The organism is Galbibacter sp. (assembly GCF_048266365.1).
Classification (GTDB): domain Bacteria; phylum Bacteroidota; class Bacteroidia; order Flavobacteriales; family Flavobacteriaceae; genus Galbibacter.
Map to the genome: position 1 here is coordinate 205,507 of NZ_JBLWZP010000001.1, position 15,972 is coordinate 221,478.

Consider the following 15,972-nt stretch of genomic DNA (forward strand, 5'->3'; position numbering starts at 1 on the left):
ATTGATCGTTTTGCTTTTTACGCTAATGACCAATTCTTGCTCTCCATTGACATTTTTGCTTATATTTATTGTAATTTGTATTCAATATAAGGTTATGAAGATTGTAAAAGAAGAAATAGAGATTGATAAGCATTGTTCCTTTAGGGTGTTTTCTCCCAGACTTAAAAACTACTTTTATTGGCATTACCATCCAGAAATAGAACTGGTTTTTGTAGAAGCTACCAATGGAATTAGACATGTTGGAAAGAACATCTCTGATTTTGAAGATAGCGATCTGGTGCTTATAGGTTCTAATGTACCCCATCTCAACTTTGATTATGGGATTGCAACCGATTATCATCAAATCGTGGTGCAGTTAAGAGAGAATTTCCTTGAAACCAATATTGCACCTATACCTGAATTCGGACCGATCATGAAACTACTGGAAGATTCTTATCTGGGTTTGTCCTTCTATGGACAAACCAAAGAAAAGGTGGTTGAAAAACTGAAACAGATTTATTTGAGAGATAATTTCTTTTCCCTATTGGATCTGATGGAGATCCTACAAATACTGGCAGTTTCAACAGAATTCGAGAGACTTAATAAAGAAGACACAAGAATCCGCTTCTTTCTACATGACAAAATTAGAATGGGAACTGTATACCACTATATCCATGAGAACTATGATAAGAATCCCGATGTCAATGAGATCGCTGATCAGGTACACCTAAGCACCTCTGCCTTTTGCAGGTACTTTAAAAAACAAACCGATATTACATTTACGGACTTTGTCAATCGCTATCGTATCAATCAAGCAAAAACCTATTTGCTACAAGAGGGGGCTATTTCAGAAGTATGCTACCGCGTCGGTTACCAGAGTATTTCATATTTCAATAAGTTATTTAAAGAACTAGTTGGAGAGACCCCTTCGGCCTTTAAGAGACGCTATTCTACTAGCGCAAGGTCTTAAGTCTTTATCGATTTTAACCATAAAAAATGCCTGGCTTAAAGTTTGATTAAGCCAGGCATTCAATTACCAACTATTATAAAAAATTTAGATTTCTAAAAAATCCCTAAACTTAAATTAGGAGTGCTTATTCTAACACTAGGAGTACTTACTCTAACAGTTGTTCTACTACTGCTTCTTCTTGGATATCTATCATAGTAGTTATCGTATCCATGATAGTAAAAAGTAGCATGGTTGTAGTAATCATGCCCATGGTGACAGTGGGTATCACAGTGGTCATAATGACTTGCATAAGCCCGTTTTTTAGCTTTCATATATGCTTTATAGGCTTTTCGGTCTCTTTTCTTTAGATCCTTCTCATATTTTTTTCGAGCCTTCCAAAATGCTTTCGCATCAGCTTCTGATCTAGCATGATATTGTTGTTCATATCTAGCATCGTTATATGCTAATTCAGAGTAATAATCCATACTACCGTGATCTCTATATGCTACATGTTTATTTCCATGTGCTTTACCATTATTTTTATATGATGCATTAGATCGTTGAGCAGTTGCTCCAAACGAAAAGGCTAATGCTATTACCAGTATTATTGTTTTAATTGATTTCATAACGCTAAATTTTAATTTGTTGTTAATACTAATACTCCTTAAAATTGTTTTTTCAATCTTTTGCTTTAGTATATTCAATATGCGTGCCAAAATGAATTTGGTGTACTGAATTTAAAATAGCAAATGTGCCGTTAAGCCCCTATTTACCACCGTTTGCGCGTAAATCAGAAATACACTGATCATCAAGTCCGGGAGCAGAGCTAGCACCAGTTAAGTTTGCTAATCCAGTACCACTTTCTGCTGCCCAGTACATCAAACAGCTTTCATTGTCGCAGTGTCTTTCATGCTCGGCATCTTCATGATTTTCTACCATGGTAGCCCCGAAATTGGTAAGACCTAGGATATGTCCGAATTCATGGGTGATTACAGTGGTTTCTAAAAGTTCTCTACTAGGCCCAAAAGCATCGTCACTGAATTTTTGTATGGACTGTTGGTAGATTACAAAAGAGGTATTTCTATACGCCGTACCCAATACTGTAGTGGAGTCCGTATCTTCACTTGAAACACCATCTGAAAAATAAACCCATAAGGCTATTTGATCATCGAGGTTGTAATTTGTCCTATTAGCATCTTCGATACTCACAATATCCTCTATAGTGTAATTAGATTTTCCGGAAGCGGTTATAGCCCTTGACTCTACAATAATCCCGTTTGGTTTGTAAGTCCTGTTTTTAATAAATTCCACAAAATTATCAACACTACTTTGTGAAGGTTTTTGTCCCTGTACATACACCAATTCGATAAGCATGCTCTTATATCTGTCATCAGATAGCAGATCGTGAGAAGAACTTCCGGTTATTTTTTGGTTTAGCGATTTATCAATGTGATTCTCATCGATGTTTAAATCTTCATCTTTAGAACAAGCCATAAAGACCAGAACGATCCATCCAAATTTTAATAGTGTTTTCATATCTTTTGTTTTTTAAATTATGTAAACAGCTGCCGGTTTCCCGACAGCTGCTCCACCACTAAAAATGGTGACCAACCAACCATGTCAATACAAGGTGTTATATTTTGTTTAAAGTAAGTGTGACTTCTGCATTGGTAGTGCTTTGTAATACTATTGACGAATCATCATCATCAAAATCCACTACTTTCCATTGCTGGCTGAGTACACTAAAGGTTGCATTTCCTGAGAAGTTTAGTTCTAAGAAAACCTCTGTAGCAGATGCTACTTTATAAGTTCCTTCTACGGTACCTATAGCTGTGTTAATCGCTGTAAGGCTGTAATCGTTTGCAAAATCAATCGTGTACTCTGCATAATCTGCAGATTTTTCTACACCTGCATTTATAAAGGAGGCAACCTTAAAGCTACTTTGAACTAAAGCATCTTCTAATTCTTCCGCATCATCTTCAGCGTCATCTTCCATTTCTTCAACACCTATACATTCAGTAATACTACCTTTTAAGTCTGCATCACTGTGAAGTGTAACTGTTGTATCTCCATTAACCGTTGCGGTAATTGGGTAATCTATAGCGAAGAATTCATCATCACCAAAATCATCCATGTAGGCGTACAACTCCATTTTAGATTGTATTACAACACTACCTGTTTGCTCGAGACTCGCACTGTAGGTTAAAATTGTGATTGGGAAATCGATGTCAATACAAGAAATAGCGTCTTCTCCGTCATTTTCAAGATCATCACAAGCATCCATTATAGCTTGGTATTCTGCTTGACTTGCTACAGTGATTTCAGTATAATTACTGGTCATAACAGTTATAGGAAATTGGAATGTAATAAGATCATCATCGTCATTGAGTTCTGCTAAAATTTCTAAAACCAATTCGTATTGAGCCTGGCTTACTATAGATATTTCAGTACCGTTTACAGTGGCAACCACCGGCAATACGATTGATGAACAAGAAGTGTCATCTAAAAAATCATCAAAGCTTCCATCATGCATGGCAGAACGCTCTAAGTTGTTTGCCGTTTGAGAGTTTGCAGTATTGGTGTTTGGGTTTTGTCCGTTTTCAACATCCACCTCATCTTGACAAGAGGTAAAGGAAAATAGTGTCGTTAAAATTAAAATACTTACTAGTTTTAAATTTTTCATGATCGTAATTTTTAAATTATAAAGTTTCTTTTTCACATTCATAGCAATTTTTATTTTGCCTATGTATTAGTAAGACAACTACATTTAACTTTACCCTAACTAAATTTAAAATAATTTGTAAATTTAAAAGGATGTTGCGTGGGATTATTAATCAGGACAGCTCGGGATATTAATCGTTACGACCTATAAACACTGGATTATTTCACTTTTTTTTAAAGGTGTTTTTATTTTAAAATCAGCTAAAATATTTACCTTACTTTTGAAAAACATTAACTTAACGTCTCAAATTATCTATTTAGATGGAAGAGAAGAAGCTCTGTGAAGAGCACTATTTCAATCATTTTTACCTGAAGCATATCCAATCGGCTAGCAATTTTGCTTATTACAAATGCGGGGATAAAGATGGTGCTTTAGATCTGGTGCAAGATGCATTTTATAAAATATGGGAAAATTGTTCCAAGATTGATTTTACCAAAGCAAAGACCTATTTATTCACCACGGTGAATAATTTATTCCTTAATAAGGTAAAACACAATAAGGTGGTTATGGATTATGCCAAGGATGCCCCTTTGATGGATAGAACCAACGAAAGCCCAGAATATATTTTAGAAGAAGAAGAGTTTAAGGTCAAACTCCAAAACGCCATTGCTTTATTAACGGATAGCCAACGAGAGGTTTTTTTATTAAACCGCATAGATGGTAAAAAATACAAAGAGATTGCTGATCTGTTGGACATCTCTCAAAAGGCAGTGGAGAAGCGTATGTCTGCAGCCTTAAAAATTTTACGAGAACATATTGACGGTATATAGGTAGGGTAAAACAGAATTCAGTTGTCTTAGTATTGAAGGAGTATAAAATGAAAAACGAAAATAACATATTAAAATGGTTTGATAACAAACTCTCTAAGGAAGAGGTTGAGGATTTAAAACGATCTGAAGACCTAGACACTTTAGAGCGGATATCCTTTTATGCCTCTCAATTAGAGCCGCCGAGGGTCGATAAACAAAAAGCTTTGGAGGTCTTTAGAGGCAGGGATATAAAGAAGCAGCAAACCAAAGTTATTCCGATTGGCTTTAAGGATTTTATGAAAGTCGCGGCTGTTGTTGCCGTGCTGCTTGTTTCGTCCTACTTTATATTCTTCAACAATATGAAGTCTTTCGAAACCCGAATCGCACAAACCCAAACTATCGTTTTACCAGATACCTCTGAGGCGATATTAAATGCAAAATCTGAACTGGTTTACAATAAGAAAACTTGGAATGACAAACGGGACATAGAGCTCAATGGTGAGGCCTTTTTTAAAGTGAGTAAAGGAGCCAAGTTTACGGTACACACATCCGCTGGAATGGTTCAAGTTTTGGGAACCCAATTTAATGTAAAAAAACGCGAGAATTATTTTGAAGTGCAATGCTATGAAGGGTTGGTAGGGGTAACCTATAATGATAAAACCATAAAACTAAGCAAAGGAAAATCCTTTAAGGTAGTCAATGGAGACATTCAAGTAGTGAATGATTTTGTGGCCAAAACGCCTTCTTGGTTAGATAAAGAATCCAGTTTTGAGAAAACTCCTTTAAACCTAGTTGTCAGTGAACTAGAACGACAATATGACTTAGAGGTTAGCCTGGAGGCTATAGATGGTTCTCAATTGTTCACAGGTTCATTTACGCACAAGGATAAAAACACCGCTTTACAATCCATTACAATTCCTTTAAACCTAAGTTATAGAATTGAAGGCAACAGGGTAACGATTTACGCATATGGGAAATAGAAAATGGATACTTTATATACTATTATACTGCATTCAATTTAGTTATAGTCAGGTCGATTCAGACCCTATACCTCTAGTGGACCTTATAACAAATATTGAAAAAAAATTTGATGTCAAGTTCTCCTATGCCCCTTCCCAATTACAACAGTTGAGCGTTGAAGTGCCTGACCCAACTTTAAACCTACAACAGACCCTGGCGTATTTAAATGATAAAACACTTTTGAATTTCAATAAACTAGACGAGCGTTACATCACAGTATCGGCGATTGATAAAATAATTACGGTTTGTAGTACGGTGGTCTCCGCTGAAACTAATCAACCTTTATATGGCGCTTCAATTTTTGTACACAACACCAATATCGGAACCATTACAAACGTATCGGGAGAGTTTGAGTTAAACGATGTGCCATTAACCTCACTAATTACCATTTCCTATTTGGGATACAAGAGTAAACAAATTAGTGCAAAATCTTTGTTTACTTCAGATCATAGTTGTAATACCCTTGCACTTCATGAAATTAAAGAAACCCTTAACGAGGTAGTCATTACTAAATTTTTGACCACTGGTTTACAACGAATGAAGGATGGGAGTACGGTGTTAAACACTGAGCGATTCGGGATTTTACCTGGTCTAAGTGATCCGGATATCTTACAATCCATTCAGGCACTTCCGGGGGTTGAGAGTGTAAATGAAAGTATTGCCAATATCAATGTCAGGGGTGGAACCAACGATCAGAATTTAATGCTGTGGGATCATGTTAAGATGTATCATTCCGGCCATTTCTTTGGATTGATATCAGCCTATAATCCCTACCTAACCAACAAAGTCGTCGTCATTAAGAATGGAACCAGTAGTGAATTTAGTGATGGGGTGTCCAGTACGATTAATATGTTTACAAAAGATGTAATAACCGGTAAGTTGCATGGCGGTGCCGGGGTTAGTTTGATCAACGGAGATGCCTTTTTAGAAATCCCTATCACTAAAAAATTAGCACTACACCTCTCAGGAAGGCGTTCTTTTACCGACTTTTTTGCCTCCCCGACCTTTGATAATTATTATAAACGCAGCTTTCAGGATAGTGACCTGGTTACCTCGGAGAAGAGTATAGCACAGAGTAGTCAATCTTCGGATTTCTTTTTTTATGACTATTCGGCAAAGCTTTTGTTTGATTTGAATGACAATCATAAATTCCGAGCCAATATTATTGGTATCAACAACAATCTTGATTATAAAGAAAGTTATACCGATAGCCAGGGGCAGTCCACCTCAAAGACAAACAATTTAAGTCAGGAGAACATAGGGGTAGGATTGAATTGGAAAGCCAATTGGAATGAGAACTTTAAAACCGAGTTGATTGGTTTTTATTCAAACTATATGGTGGATGCTATCGATTATAGAATTGAAACCGATCAAAAATTGACCCAGGCTAATGAGGTGCTGGAGACAGGAATCAAGTTTAAAGCCTATTCGACCCTTAGCGAGCATCTAAAATGGCTAAATGGGTATCAATTCAGCGAAATAGGGATTCTAAATCAGACCACAGTTACGGCGCCGGATTATAATAAAACGAAAAAGGACGTGTTACGAAATCACGCCCTGTTTAGCGAGTTGGAATACAGTAAGAACAGCACCTATTTTAGAATAGGAGTCCGAGCCAACTATTTTCAAAAGTTTCATAAGGTGCTTATAGAACCCAGATTAAATATAAGACAAAAGTTGTCAAGACTGTTTGCACTAAAACTTCAAGGGGAATTTAAGAACCAGTCAGCTACTCAAATATTTGATTTTCAGGATGACTTTTTAGGGGTGGAAAACAGACGTTGGATCTTGGCTAATGAACAAGACATCCCCATTTCTGAAAGCAAACAAGCATCCTTCGGATTCGAGTATAACCATAACAACTTGATTTTTGATGTTGAAGGCTTTTATAAGAGGGTAGAAGGAATCACAGCCTCAAATCAAGGTTTTTATAACAACTTTCAATTTATAAATGCTACAGGCAGCTATGATGCCAGAGGGGTTGAATTTTTAATAAATAAAACTGCAGATAAATACAGTACCTGGTTGAGTTATACCTACAGTGTCAATGATTATGAGTTTAAATCCTTTACACCTTCAAAATTTCCAAACAATGTGGATATCAGACATTCTGTAACAGCTGCCTTTAACTATGAAGCGTTAGAGCGCTTACAGCTATCTATAGGTGGTATGTGGCGCACAGGGAAACCCTATACCAAACCCGTTGCAGGAAATGAGACCGTACAAAGCGGCGGTCAAACCACCGTAAATTACGATACTCCTAATAGTAGTAACCTCGATGATTTTATGCGATTAGATGCCTCTTTAAATTACAGCCTTATGCTATCAGAGCACGTCAGAGGTTCTATTCGCGTGGGTGTCTTAAATGTTTTGGATAGGAAAAATAGCATAAATCGCTATTATCGGGTCGATCCAAGTAATTCCGAATCAACTATTGAGGTCGACAATAAAGCCTTGGGATTAACGCCTAATGTCACTTTAAGGGTTAAATTTTAAGCCTTAAGTTCCACTAACTTACTTCATATTAATTTTCCAAAACTGTCTTTAATTCATTTCGGTACTGCGATGGAGATTTACCAGTGAACTTTTTAAAGGATTTGTTAAAGTATGAGAAGTTGTTAAATCCACTTTCAAAACAAATATCAGTAATACCGATGGGCTTTTCTGCCAGGAGCTTGGAGGCATGTACAAGGCGGTATTCATTGACAAAATTCGTAAAAGTCTTACCGGTGATGTGTTTGAAGTATCTACAGAATGAAGGTACAGTCATCCCTGAGACATCGGCAATTTCTTCTAAAGGAATTTGTCTTTGAAAATTTGTCTTTACATAATTAAAGACAACATTGATACGCTCGTTATCCTGTACATCAGCTTGCATTGAAAATCCTTCGGCATTTAAGATTTGATAATCCTCGGCGTGCTGAAGCTTCTCTAGGATGGATAAGAAACCCAAAAGACGTTCAAAATTATTCATACCCTCCAAATTCTCAATCTTTTCACCGATAACTTCTTTAGTTTTTCCGGTAAAGGCTAATCCTCCTCTGCAGCGTTTAAAAAGCAGTTTGATATTTGCCATCTCCGGTTTGTCCATCATTTCTGAACCTAAAAAATCAGGAAGCATCTGAATTACCACCTCATTTTCGTTACCGGTGAATTTATCTGTAAAGCCACAATGTGGAAGATTTGAACCAATGAGGATTAAATCTCCTTCTGTATAATAGGATATATGACTACCAATTTGGCGTTTCCCGGCACCTCCTTTTACATAAACCAATTCAATTTCCGGATGGTAATGCCAATAGGAAGTATTTTGGTTTTGGTTCTCTTTAAACTTGATAAAAGAGAACGAACTTCCGAAACTTGGGTTGATAACCTCTAATGCTGGTTTTTTAATACTCATATAATCAGTTGTTTATATTCTAGAATCCATGAATTAATGACCATTGCAAGGTACAAAATTTTAACCAAAATATGTCTTATTTTATCCTTAACATTAAATTAACATTGAGATTATGTTAATATAGAACATAAACTTGAAAATTTGGAGGTAGTTATCACGGCAATATGGGGGTATATTTGTACCATAGTTTAGATGAAAAAATAACTATTAAAATTGCAAGAAATGAAAAACGTATTTAAAAGAAGTTTGGCGGTTGTAGTATTGAGTATTGCAACTTTAGCAACAGTAAGTGCAAAGGATTTTTACATGTATGTAAAAAAAGTAGATAACAGAACTGTTGATTTAGTAATTGAAAGATCGAATCAACCGGTTGATATCTCATTTGTTGATGCTAGCGGAATGATTTTGTACAGCTACTCATACAAAACCCTACCAACAAGTATTAAGCGTTACAATTTTAAAGATTTACCAAACGGGACGTACTACTTTACTGTAGAGAGCGACACTAAAGTTGAAAGAATTCCAGTGGTATTTAATGAAAACGAAACTGTTATTAACAGCGAAAAAAAGGAGACTACTTACAAACCTCACTTTAGAGTTGATGGAGACATCGTAAGTTTAAACCTTTTAAACATCGATGAATCTGTTGTAGAGATCAAAGTATTTGATCAATCTTCAAATTCATTAGTACACCAAGAAAAATTACAGGGAAAAAAGAGCATAGGAAAAAGATTTGATTTCTCTTCTGTGAACGATCATAGAGTTTACAGATTGGAAGTTACCCACTTAGGGAACACTTATTACAAAACAGTTAGCTTGTAATCTTAAATTAGATTTTTGAAGTTGAAAAGGGAGAGGTTAGACTCCCTTTTTTTTATGCCTTTTTTTTAGGGATTTAAATCTGAGTTGGTATAGAGTAAGACATCCGAAAGGGTGTTTTTTTATTTTTAGCATATTTACAATTTGCTCCAAGGTAGGTGTAACATTCTAGGAAGTCTCGTATCTAAAGGTTGAATTAAACAATTAAAAGATATGGGAACATCTATTGCATTTTGGTTCTGTAACATTATCCTCGCCACTATTTTTGGCCAAATTGAAACCTACCCTTTTGAGGTTCAAAAGACAGGAGAGGGTATTACATCCATGATTTTTATTCCTGGCTTCGGATGCTCAGGTGAAGTATGGGATCAGACCAAAGCTAACTTTGAAAATGATTTTAACTGCTACACCTTAACTATGGCGGGTTTTGCAGGAGTTCCTGCGAAAGGCAATCCAAGTTTTGATCATTGGAAAACTTCCATTGCTGACTTTATAAAAGATAAGGCTATTAAAAAACCAATTCTAGTAGGTCATAGCATGGGCGGTGTGCTTGCGATGGCCATCGCGGCAGACTATCCTGATTTAGTGGATCGAATCGTTGTGGTAGACGGGCTTCCTTGTCTACAAGCACTTTCAAATCCTTTATTTACTTCGGTAAAAGAAGCCGATTGTTCTGCCATGGTAAATCAAATGACTTCAATTTCAGATGAGCAATTTTACCAAATGCAAAAAGCGAGCATTCCTCAAATGGTTGCCGACACCAGTATGCAGGATGAAATCCTGGCTTGGACCGTGGATTCAGATAGAGAAGTGTTTGCTAGCATGTATTGCGATTTTTGGAATACGGATCTAAGAGAAAAAATCAGCACTATCAAATGTCCTGTATTGGTGATGTTATCCTCTGGCATGGTGAATTTCAAAAGCAGTATTGATGCTCAGTTTAAAAATCTTACTACAGCAGATATTCAATATGCTAAAAAAGGATTACATTTCATCATGTTTGATGATAGACAATGGTATCTTGACCAACTCATTAACTTTACCGCAGGGCAGTAATGGATTTTGACCAAATATATACAACCTATTGGCAGCGTATCTTCCGTGTTTGCATGGGTTATGTAAATAACCATAGTTTGGCGCAAGATTTAACCCAGGAGACCTTTATTACTGTGTGGAAGCAGCTCGGGAAATTTCGAAATGAATCCAATATAGGGACATGGATATTTAGGATAGCCTCCAATACCTGCTTACGCCATATTGAAGTAGAGGGTCGAATAAAGAAAACAAGCTTGGTTATTGATGTAAAAGAGGAAAAAGCGATCTCTATAGAGCCTCAAATCCAATTTCTTTATCAGTGTATCTCGGAATTAAAGGAAATAGATAGGATTGTAATTTCATTAGAATTAGAGGAGATCAATCAAGCTGAAATTGCCAAGATTGTGGGGCTTTCAGAGGTTAACGTAAGGGTGAAAATTCACAGAATCAAGGAGAAATTAATGCAAAAGTTTAAGGAGCATGGAAACCAATATTGATTTGAAAAACATATGGCAGCGGCAGAAAAGCGAGCAGCCGGATATGACGGAATTGCTAGATAAATTAAGGCGCTATAAAAAAGTCAACTTGCGCAAGCTTGCCATAACCAATATATTCCTATTATTAACCTGTGGATTTATTATTTTTATTTGGATCTACTTTCAACCCCAATATTTAAGCACTAAAATCGGAATAATCATTTGTGTTTTGGGCATGTTAATCTATCTGTGGTTTTTCAATAGGTTCTCAGGGAACCTTAAAACAATAGATAGTACTGATTCCAATCACGACTATGTACAAAATCTAAAAGCTCTTGTGGTTAAGCAAAGATTTATGCAAACTACCATGCTCTCATTATATTTTATCATGCTCTCCATTGGACTTTGCCTGTATTTTTTTGAGTACACCTCGATGATGACACTGTTTTGGGGATGCTTTACCTATAGTATCACTTTGATATGGTTGGCTCTGAACTGGTTTTACTTTAGGCCTAGAGTCATTAAAAAGCAACAAAGAAAACTCGATGAGCTCATTGATACCTTTGAACATATAAACACCCAGTGGCAAGAACAACAATAACCAGGGCCAATGCAAGCGCAAAGCCCTAGTGCTAAATCTTTGTTTTAAGAATTTACTTGAATTACTTTTTGATGTACTCTGATCTTCTAAAACGAAGTGCTTCCCAGTCTGAGTCTATTTTTAAACCTTTGACCTGATCGTAGCCTTTTTTAACTAGTGGATCCCAACGGTAATCATTGGTAATATCAGTCGGTAGATTTTTAGACTTTTTCCTAGGGTGTGCCACCCATAGGATAACATCGTCCTTAAGCTTGGGAAGTAGGGTTTGCAGCTGATCTTCGAACTCTTGTATATAAGAAACAAAAAGAAGGGCAAATTCCATTTTATTAACCTGTATAAGGGATTGATAGATATCTATGTCCACAAGTTCTGCTAATTTATCAGCGAAACCCTCTGGTTCATTGATAATTAGAATTTCCTTTTGATGCTCTAGTTTTAACTTTTCAAATAATGTTTTCATGGACGGAGTAATTGCTGGACGATTAATGGATACTATACTGACTCAAAACAACAAGGTAATCAAAATATCAATTCGATACAACAGGCCTTTTACAATCCATAAGTCTTGAAAACGACCTAGTACATAAAACCAAAAAGCCAAACGGGGATGATATTTCCAAAGCCGATTTCGATACCGTCTTTTGCTATATAGGAATTTTCAATAGAAGCGATTTGTTTTTTTGTTTTGTTCTTTCCTCCAACTTCAAAGGTGTAGGTTTTGTCTATCACAAAATCTGCGTATTGAGAAAGGTTAATCTCATGTAAGCCCTTGAATTGATTTAAGAAAAATGTTTCACGAACATTTCCAATATTGGTGTTCTCTTTAGCCAAAGCATACATTAGATTGCTATTGTTTAGGTATAATTTTTCTGGTTTTGTGAGGACTCCAATACCGGTACTATCGTTATACAATTCGTTGACTAGTCCAGCCCGCTCCAGAATCTTAATACTTTGCACCAGCATATTACGAGAAACACCCACTTTCTCACTGATTTTAGTGATATTAGGGGTAAACGGAGCACTTGAAGCAATTGTGATCAGTAGTTTTTTTAGTTTAACCAAGGTGTCGTATTGAACATCTTCTACGGCATTTATGTCTACTTCGATGATAAGATTAATGGTGTTGTTTAATTTCCTTTGGTACTGTGACTCATTTTCCTTGTAATACGGGTATGCACCGATTTGCAGGTATTTTTCAAATAGCGCTAAAGGCTTTATTTCTTTTAAAAGTGTTGTGGCAATACTTTGATGGTTTTTTAAAATCTCATCAAAGGTATAAGCGGGAAATATCTTTTTAGTCTCAAAGATGGTGAACTCCCTAAAGGATAATTCTTTAAGATCATAGGATATTGCTCTTCTGCTTAAATCTGATTCAGATTTATATATTTCAAGCATTGAAGAAGAGATGAAAATAACTGAAAGCTCAGGAAAATTGTCATAAATCAACTTTATTTCTCTTGACCAGGTAGGATATTTATGCACCTCATCAAGTAACAAATGTGTTCCCCCAAATTGTACGAATTGTTTAGCCAGCTCGTATAGTTTATTGTCAAAAAAGTATATATGATCCAAACTAACATATAAGGTGGATTGTAGTGGTAGATGCAGCTTGGCGAGTTGCAAAAGCAGCGTTGTCTTCCCAGCTCCTCTTGCGCCTTTTATGGCAATCAGACGGTTATTCAAATCCAATTCCTTAATGATATAACGTTGAATATCCAGTGATATACGTTCCATTTTTATTTGGAACTCAAATAGTAGATCATCCATAATTGCTCTCTTCAGAAAGCAATTTTTTGTAATATGGAACCCTAAATACTTGAAATTGTTGGTTGAATGCGTTTGAAAGCCGTTTAATTTTGTTGCTGTTTAAACCGTACAACTGTAGCCATAGTACTCAAACGGAAATTTCGAAGTATTGAAGAATAGTCTTGTGGTTAACTTGGCCCGACTGACATACCTCTATAGAAAATCCCTAACGCTAGTCCGTTGGCGCAGTCCCCCTATAGTCTATATGTAACCTTTAACTAAAAAAAGGCCGTTTGAAAACAAACAGCCTTTTGAGTATTGTATTAAAAATTCAATTACTTGATCATTTCGTAACTGCGTTTTACAAAATTTGTGAGCTCTTCACCCTTTAACAAACCTTGAGACAAACGTGCTAAATCAAGGGACTGTTTAATAAGTCGCTCTTTTTTAGCCTGTGTTTTGGTGTTTAGAATTTGACCTACCAATTCGTGATTGGTGTTTACAATTAGATTGTAAATCTCCGGCATATTACCCATTCCAAACATTCCGCCACCGGTAGCACTCATCTCTTTCATACGACGCATAAACTCAGGTTGTGTGATTGTAAATGGAGATGCACTACTATCCAATGCCTCTAGCTGCACTGTGAACTTCTCTTTTGGAACCACCTCGTCCAAAGTAGTCTTTAGCGTCTCTTGTTCTTGTTCGCTTAATTTGGAAATTTTCTCTTCGTCCTTTTTGATAAGGTTATCAATAGAATCGGAATCCACTCTGCTAAAAGAAATGTTCTCTTTGGAAGTTTCTAGTTTTTGCATTAAGTGACCTACGATAGGAGAGTCCATGAGTAATACTTCATATCCGCGCTCCCTGGCCTGGTTGATATAGGTATGTTGTGCATCCTTATCACTAGCATATAGGATCACTAATTTCCCATCCTTATCCGTTTGGGTGTCTTTGATCTTCTCATTAAGTTCTTCAAAGGTATAATAAGCGCCGTCAACTGTAGGGTACAATGCGAATTTGTCTGCTTTTTCAAAGAACTTATCCTCGGAAAGCATTCCGTATTCTATAACCACCTTGATGTCATTCCACTTCGCCTCAAAATCTTCTCTGTTGTCATTAAAGAGAGCCTTTAATTTATCAGCCACTTTTCTGGTGATATAGCTAGAGATTTTCTTAACGTTACCATCTGCTTGCAGATAAGAACGAGAAACGTTCAATGGAATGTCCGGCGAATCAATAACCCCTTTTAACATGGTTAAAAACTCAGGAACGATACCCTCTACATTGTCCGTTACAAAAACTTGATTCTGATACAACTGTATACGATCTTTTTGCATATTGAGATCGTTTCCGAGTTTCGGGAAGTATAAGATTCCGGTAAGATTAAAAGGATAATCTACGTTGAGGTGAATGTGAAATAACGGCTCCTCAAATTGCATTGGATACAATTCTCTGTAGAAGCTGTTATAATCTTCATCTTTTAAATCAGCCGGTTGTTTGGTCCATGCTGGATTTGGATTGTTGATAATGTTGTCAACGGTAATTTTTTCTTCCTTAGCATCTTCTCCTTCTCCTGAGGTTTTGGATTCTTCGCGAGTTCCAAATTTAATGGAAACCGGCATGAATTTATTATACTTGGTCAAGAGCTCTGAAATTCGACCCTCTTCTAAAAACTCTTTGGAGTCTTCGTTGATATGTAAGATGATTTCAGTTCCTCTCTCAGTCTTGTCTGAGCTCTCTAGGGTATATTTAGGCGAACCGTCACAAGTCCAATGACAGGCAGGTTCGTCTTTAAAGCTTTTTGATATGATCTCTACTTTGTCCGCTACCATAAAAGCAGAATAGAATCCCAAACCAAAATGTCCGATAATACCACTATCTTTTGCAGAATCCTTATATTTTTCCAAAAATTCTTCTGCTCCGGAGAAGGCAACCTCATTGATGTACTTTTGTACTTCCTCTGCAGTCATTCCGATTCCCCGGTCTATAATATGCAATTTATTAGCATCTGCATCTATCCTCACTTCGATTACAGGATTGTCGTATTCAACTCCTGGTGCTTCCCCTATATTGGTAAGGTGTTTTAGTTTTAGGGTTGCATCAGTAGCATTGGATATGAGCTCTCTTAAAAAGATCTCGTGATCACTGTATAAAAACTTCTTTATTAACGGAAAGATGTTTTCAACGGCTACATTAATATTTCCGGTTGTCATATTGTTTGAAATTTATGTTTAAACTCTGTAAGTCTTAACGCAAAAAAAATACCATATCAACTGCTGTGACAAGATGACAGTTGGCGACAGTCTGATTATCGAGAATTTCAATTAAAATAATTATGGAATACCTTTTATTTATCCGTTAAAAGTATTATATTGTAGGGGAATAAGTAATAAATTAAATTAAGATATATACTATATATTGTAAATTAAGAGTGAATACTTACGTATAAGTTACGTTATTAATTGGTTAGGTT

The 15,972-nt window shown here is 36.2% G+C and carries 15 protein-coding genes; 8 read left to right on the forward strand and 7 right to left on the reverse strand.

Annotated elements, in window-relative coordinates; genetic code table 11:
• Window positions 1–94 precede the first annotated feature (94 nt).
• The gene (locus ACN0TV_RS00940; RefSeq protein ID WP_417359199.1) at window positions 95–949 is read left to right on the forward strand and encodes an AraC family transcriptional regulator; all 855 of its coding nucleotides are present in this window, start codon (window positions 95–97) and stop codon (window positions 947–949) included.
• A gap of 92 nt (window positions 950–1,041) precedes the next feature.
• Here the strand turns inward: ACN0TV_RS00940 and ACN0TV_RS00945 are convergent, their stop codons facing one another.
• The 3 genes from ACN0TV_RS00945 to ACN0TV_RS00955 form a co-directional block, all read right to left on the reverse strand.
• Window positions 1,042–1,554, reverse strand: coding sequence for a hypothetical protein (locus ACN0TV_RS00945; protein WP_417359201.1), 513 nt, complete (start codon window positions 1,552–1,554; stop codon window positions 1,042–1,044).
• 139 nt (window positions 1,555–1,693) lie between these two features.
• Window positions 1,694–2,464, reverse strand: a complete 771-nt coding sequence (locus tag ACN0TV_RS00950) for a membrane metalloprotease (protein ID WP_417359203.1) — start codon at window positions 2,462–2,464, stop codon at window positions 1,694–1,696.
• Window positions 2,465–2,561: 97 nt separating this feature from the next.
• Window positions 2,562–3,611 (reverse strand): hypothetical protein, encoded by a 1,050-nt coding sequence (locus ACN0TV_RS00955; protein ID WP_417359205.1) that lies wholly within the window; start codon window positions 3,609–3,611, stop codon window positions 2,562–2,564.
• A 299-nt stretch (window positions 3,612–3,910) separates the two neighbouring features.
• Here ACN0TV_RS00955 and ACN0TV_RS00960 point away from each other — a divergent pair, with 299 nt between their 5' ends.
• Genes ACN0TV_RS00960 through ACN0TV_RS00970 form a run of 3 tightly spaced genes read left to right on the forward strand, consistent with a single transcriptional unit; the run spans window position 3,911 to window position 7,915 of the window.
• Window positions 3,911–4,420, forward strand: a complete 510-nt coding sequence (locus ACN0TV_RS00960) for an RNA polymerase sigma factor (protein WP_417359207.1) — start codon at window positions 3,911–3,913, stop codon at window positions 4,418–4,420.
• Window positions 4,421–4,467: 47 nt separating this feature from the next.
• Entirely contained in the window at window positions 4,468–5,379 is a 912-nt protein-coding gene (locus ACN0TV_RS00965) for a FecR family protein (RefSeq protein ID WP_417359209.1), read from the forward strand.
• A complete protein-coding gene (locus ACN0TV_RS00970; protein ID WP_417359211.1) occupies window positions 5,369–7,915 on the forward strand; it encodes a TonB-dependent receptor in 2,547 nt (848 codons plus the stop codon). The genes ACN0TV_RS00965 and ACN0TV_RS00970 overlap by 11 nt, the downstream gene beginning before the upstream one ends.
• Window positions 7,916–7,943: 28 nt before the next feature.
• On the opposite strand, the gene ACN0TV_RS00975 is transcribed toward ACN0TV_RS00970, so the two are convergent.
• Window positions 7,944–8,819 (reverse strand): AraC family transcriptional regulator, encoded by an 876-nt coding sequence (locus ACN0TV_RS00975; RefSeq protein WP_417359213.1) that lies wholly within the window; start codon window positions 8,817–8,819, stop codon window positions 7,944–7,946.
• A 222-nt stretch (window positions 8,820–9,041) separates the two neighbouring features.
• On the opposite strand from ACN0TV_RS00975, the gene ACN0TV_RS00980 reads away from it, so the two are divergent.
• The 4 genes from ACN0TV_RS00980 (at window position 9,042) to ACN0TV_RS00995 (ending at window position 11,750) form a co-directional block, all read left to right on the forward strand.
• The gene (locus ACN0TV_RS00980; protein WP_417359215.1) at window positions 9,042–9,641 is read left to right on the forward strand and encodes a DUF3244 domain-containing protein; all 600 of its coding nucleotides are present in this window, start codon (window positions 9,042–9,044) and stop codon (window positions 9,639–9,641) included.
• 210 nt (window positions 9,642–9,851) lie between these two features.
• The gene (locus ACN0TV_RS00985) at window positions 9,852–10,694 is read left to right on the forward strand and encodes an alpha/beta fold hydrolase (protein ID WP_417359217.1); all 843 of its coding nucleotides are present in this window, start codon (window positions 9,852–9,854) and stop codon (window positions 10,692–10,694) included.
• The gene (locus tag ACN0TV_RS00990; protein WP_417359219.1) at window positions 10,694–11,170 is read left to right on the forward strand and encodes an RNA polymerase sigma factor; all 477 of its coding nucleotides are present in this window, start codon (window positions 10,694–10,696) and stop codon (window positions 11,168–11,170) included. Before ACN0TV_RS00985 ends, ACN0TV_RS00990 begins: the two co-directional genes overlap by 1 nt.
• Window positions 11,154–11,750, forward strand: coding sequence for a hypothetical protein (locus tag ACN0TV_RS00995; RefSeq protein WP_417359221.1), 597 nt, complete (start codon window positions 11,154–11,156; stop codon window positions 11,748–11,750). The genes ACN0TV_RS00990 and ACN0TV_RS00995 overlap by 17 nt, the downstream gene beginning before the upstream one ends.
• Before the next feature lie 61 nt (window positions 11,751–11,811).
• On the opposite strand, the gene ACN0TV_RS01000 is transcribed toward ACN0TV_RS00995, so the two are convergent.
• From ACN0TV_RS01000 to htpG, 3 genes are all read right to left on the reverse strand, one after another.
• Window positions 11,812–12,210, reverse strand: a complete 399-nt coding sequence (locus tag ACN0TV_RS01000) for a hypothetical protein (protein WP_417359222.1) — start codon at window positions 12,208–12,210, stop codon at window positions 11,812–11,814.
• Window positions 12,211–12,326: 116 nt separating this feature from the next.
• Window positions 12,327–13,517 carry an ATP-binding protein gene (locus ACN0TV_RS01005; protein ID WP_417359224.1) on the reverse strand — a complete coding sequence of 397 codons (1,191 nt, stop codon included), beginning with the start codon at window positions 13,515–13,517 and terminating at the stop codon, window positions 12,327–12,329.
• 314 nt (window positions 13,518–13,831) lie between these two features.
• Entirely contained in the window at window positions 13,832–15,712 is a 1,881-nt protein-coding gene (htpG, locus tag ACN0TV_RS01010; RefSeq protein WP_417359226.1) for a molecular chaperone HtpG, read from the reverse strand.
• Between the last annotated feature and the right edge of the window lie 260 nt (window positions 15,713–15,972).

Coding starts and splice junctions, on each gene's coding strand:
- ACN0TV_RS00940 (WP_417359199.1), top strand. CDS start 95: ATGAAGATTGTAAAAGAAGAAATAGAGATTGATAAGCATTGTTCCTTT.
- ACN0TV_RS00945 (WP_417359201.1), bottom strand. CDS start 1,554: ATGAAATCAATTAAAACAATAATACTGGTAATAGCATTAGCCTTTTCG.
- ACN0TV_RS00950 (WP_417359203.1), bottom strand. CDS start 2,464: ATGAAAACACTATTAAAATTTGGATGGATCGTTCTGGTCTTTATGGCT.
- ACN0TV_RS00955 (WP_417359205.1), bottom strand. CDS start 3,611: ATGAAAAATTTAAAACTAGTAAGTATTTTAATTTTAACGACACTATTT.
- ACN0TV_RS00960 (WP_417359207.1), top strand. CDS start 3,911: ATGGAAGAGAAGAAGCTCTGTGAAGAGCACTATTTCAATCATTTTTAC.
- ACN0TV_RS00965 (WP_417359209.1), top strand. CDS start 4,468: ATGAAAAACGAAAATAACATATTAAAATGGTTTGATAACAAACTCTCT.
- ACN0TV_RS00970 (WP_417359211.1), top strand. CDS start 5,369: ATGGGAAATAGAAAATGGATACTTTATATACTATTATACTGCATTCAA.
- ACN0TV_RS00975 (WP_417359213.1), bottom strand. CDS start 8,819: ATGAGTATTAAAAAACCAGCATTAGAGGTTATCAACCCAAGTTTCGGA.
- ACN0TV_RS00980 (WP_417359215.1), top strand. CDS start 9,042: ATGAAAAACGTATTTAAAAGAAGTTTGGCGGTTGTAGTATTGAGTATT.
- ACN0TV_RS00985 (WP_417359217.1), top strand. CDS start 9,852: ATGGGAACATCTATTGCATTTTGGTTCTGTAACATTATCCTCGCCACT.
- ACN0TV_RS00990 (WP_417359219.1), top strand. CDS start 10,694: ATGGATTTTGACCAAATATATACAACCTATTGGCAGCGTATCTTCCGT.
- ACN0TV_RS00995 (WP_417359221.1), top strand. CDS start 11,154: ATGGAAACCAATATTGATTTGAAAAACATATGGCAGCGGCAGAAAAGC.
- ACN0TV_RS01000 (WP_417359222.1), bottom strand. CDS start 12,210: ATGAAAACATTATTTGAAAAGTTAAAACTAGAGCATCAAAAGGAAATT.
- ACN0TV_RS01005 (WP_417359224.1), bottom strand. CDS start 13,517: ATGGATGATCTACTATTTGAGTTCCAAATAAAAATGGAACGTATATCA.
- htpG (WP_417359226.1), bottom strand. CDS start 15,712: ATGACAACCGGAAATATTAATGTAGCCGTTGAAAACATCTTTCCGTTA.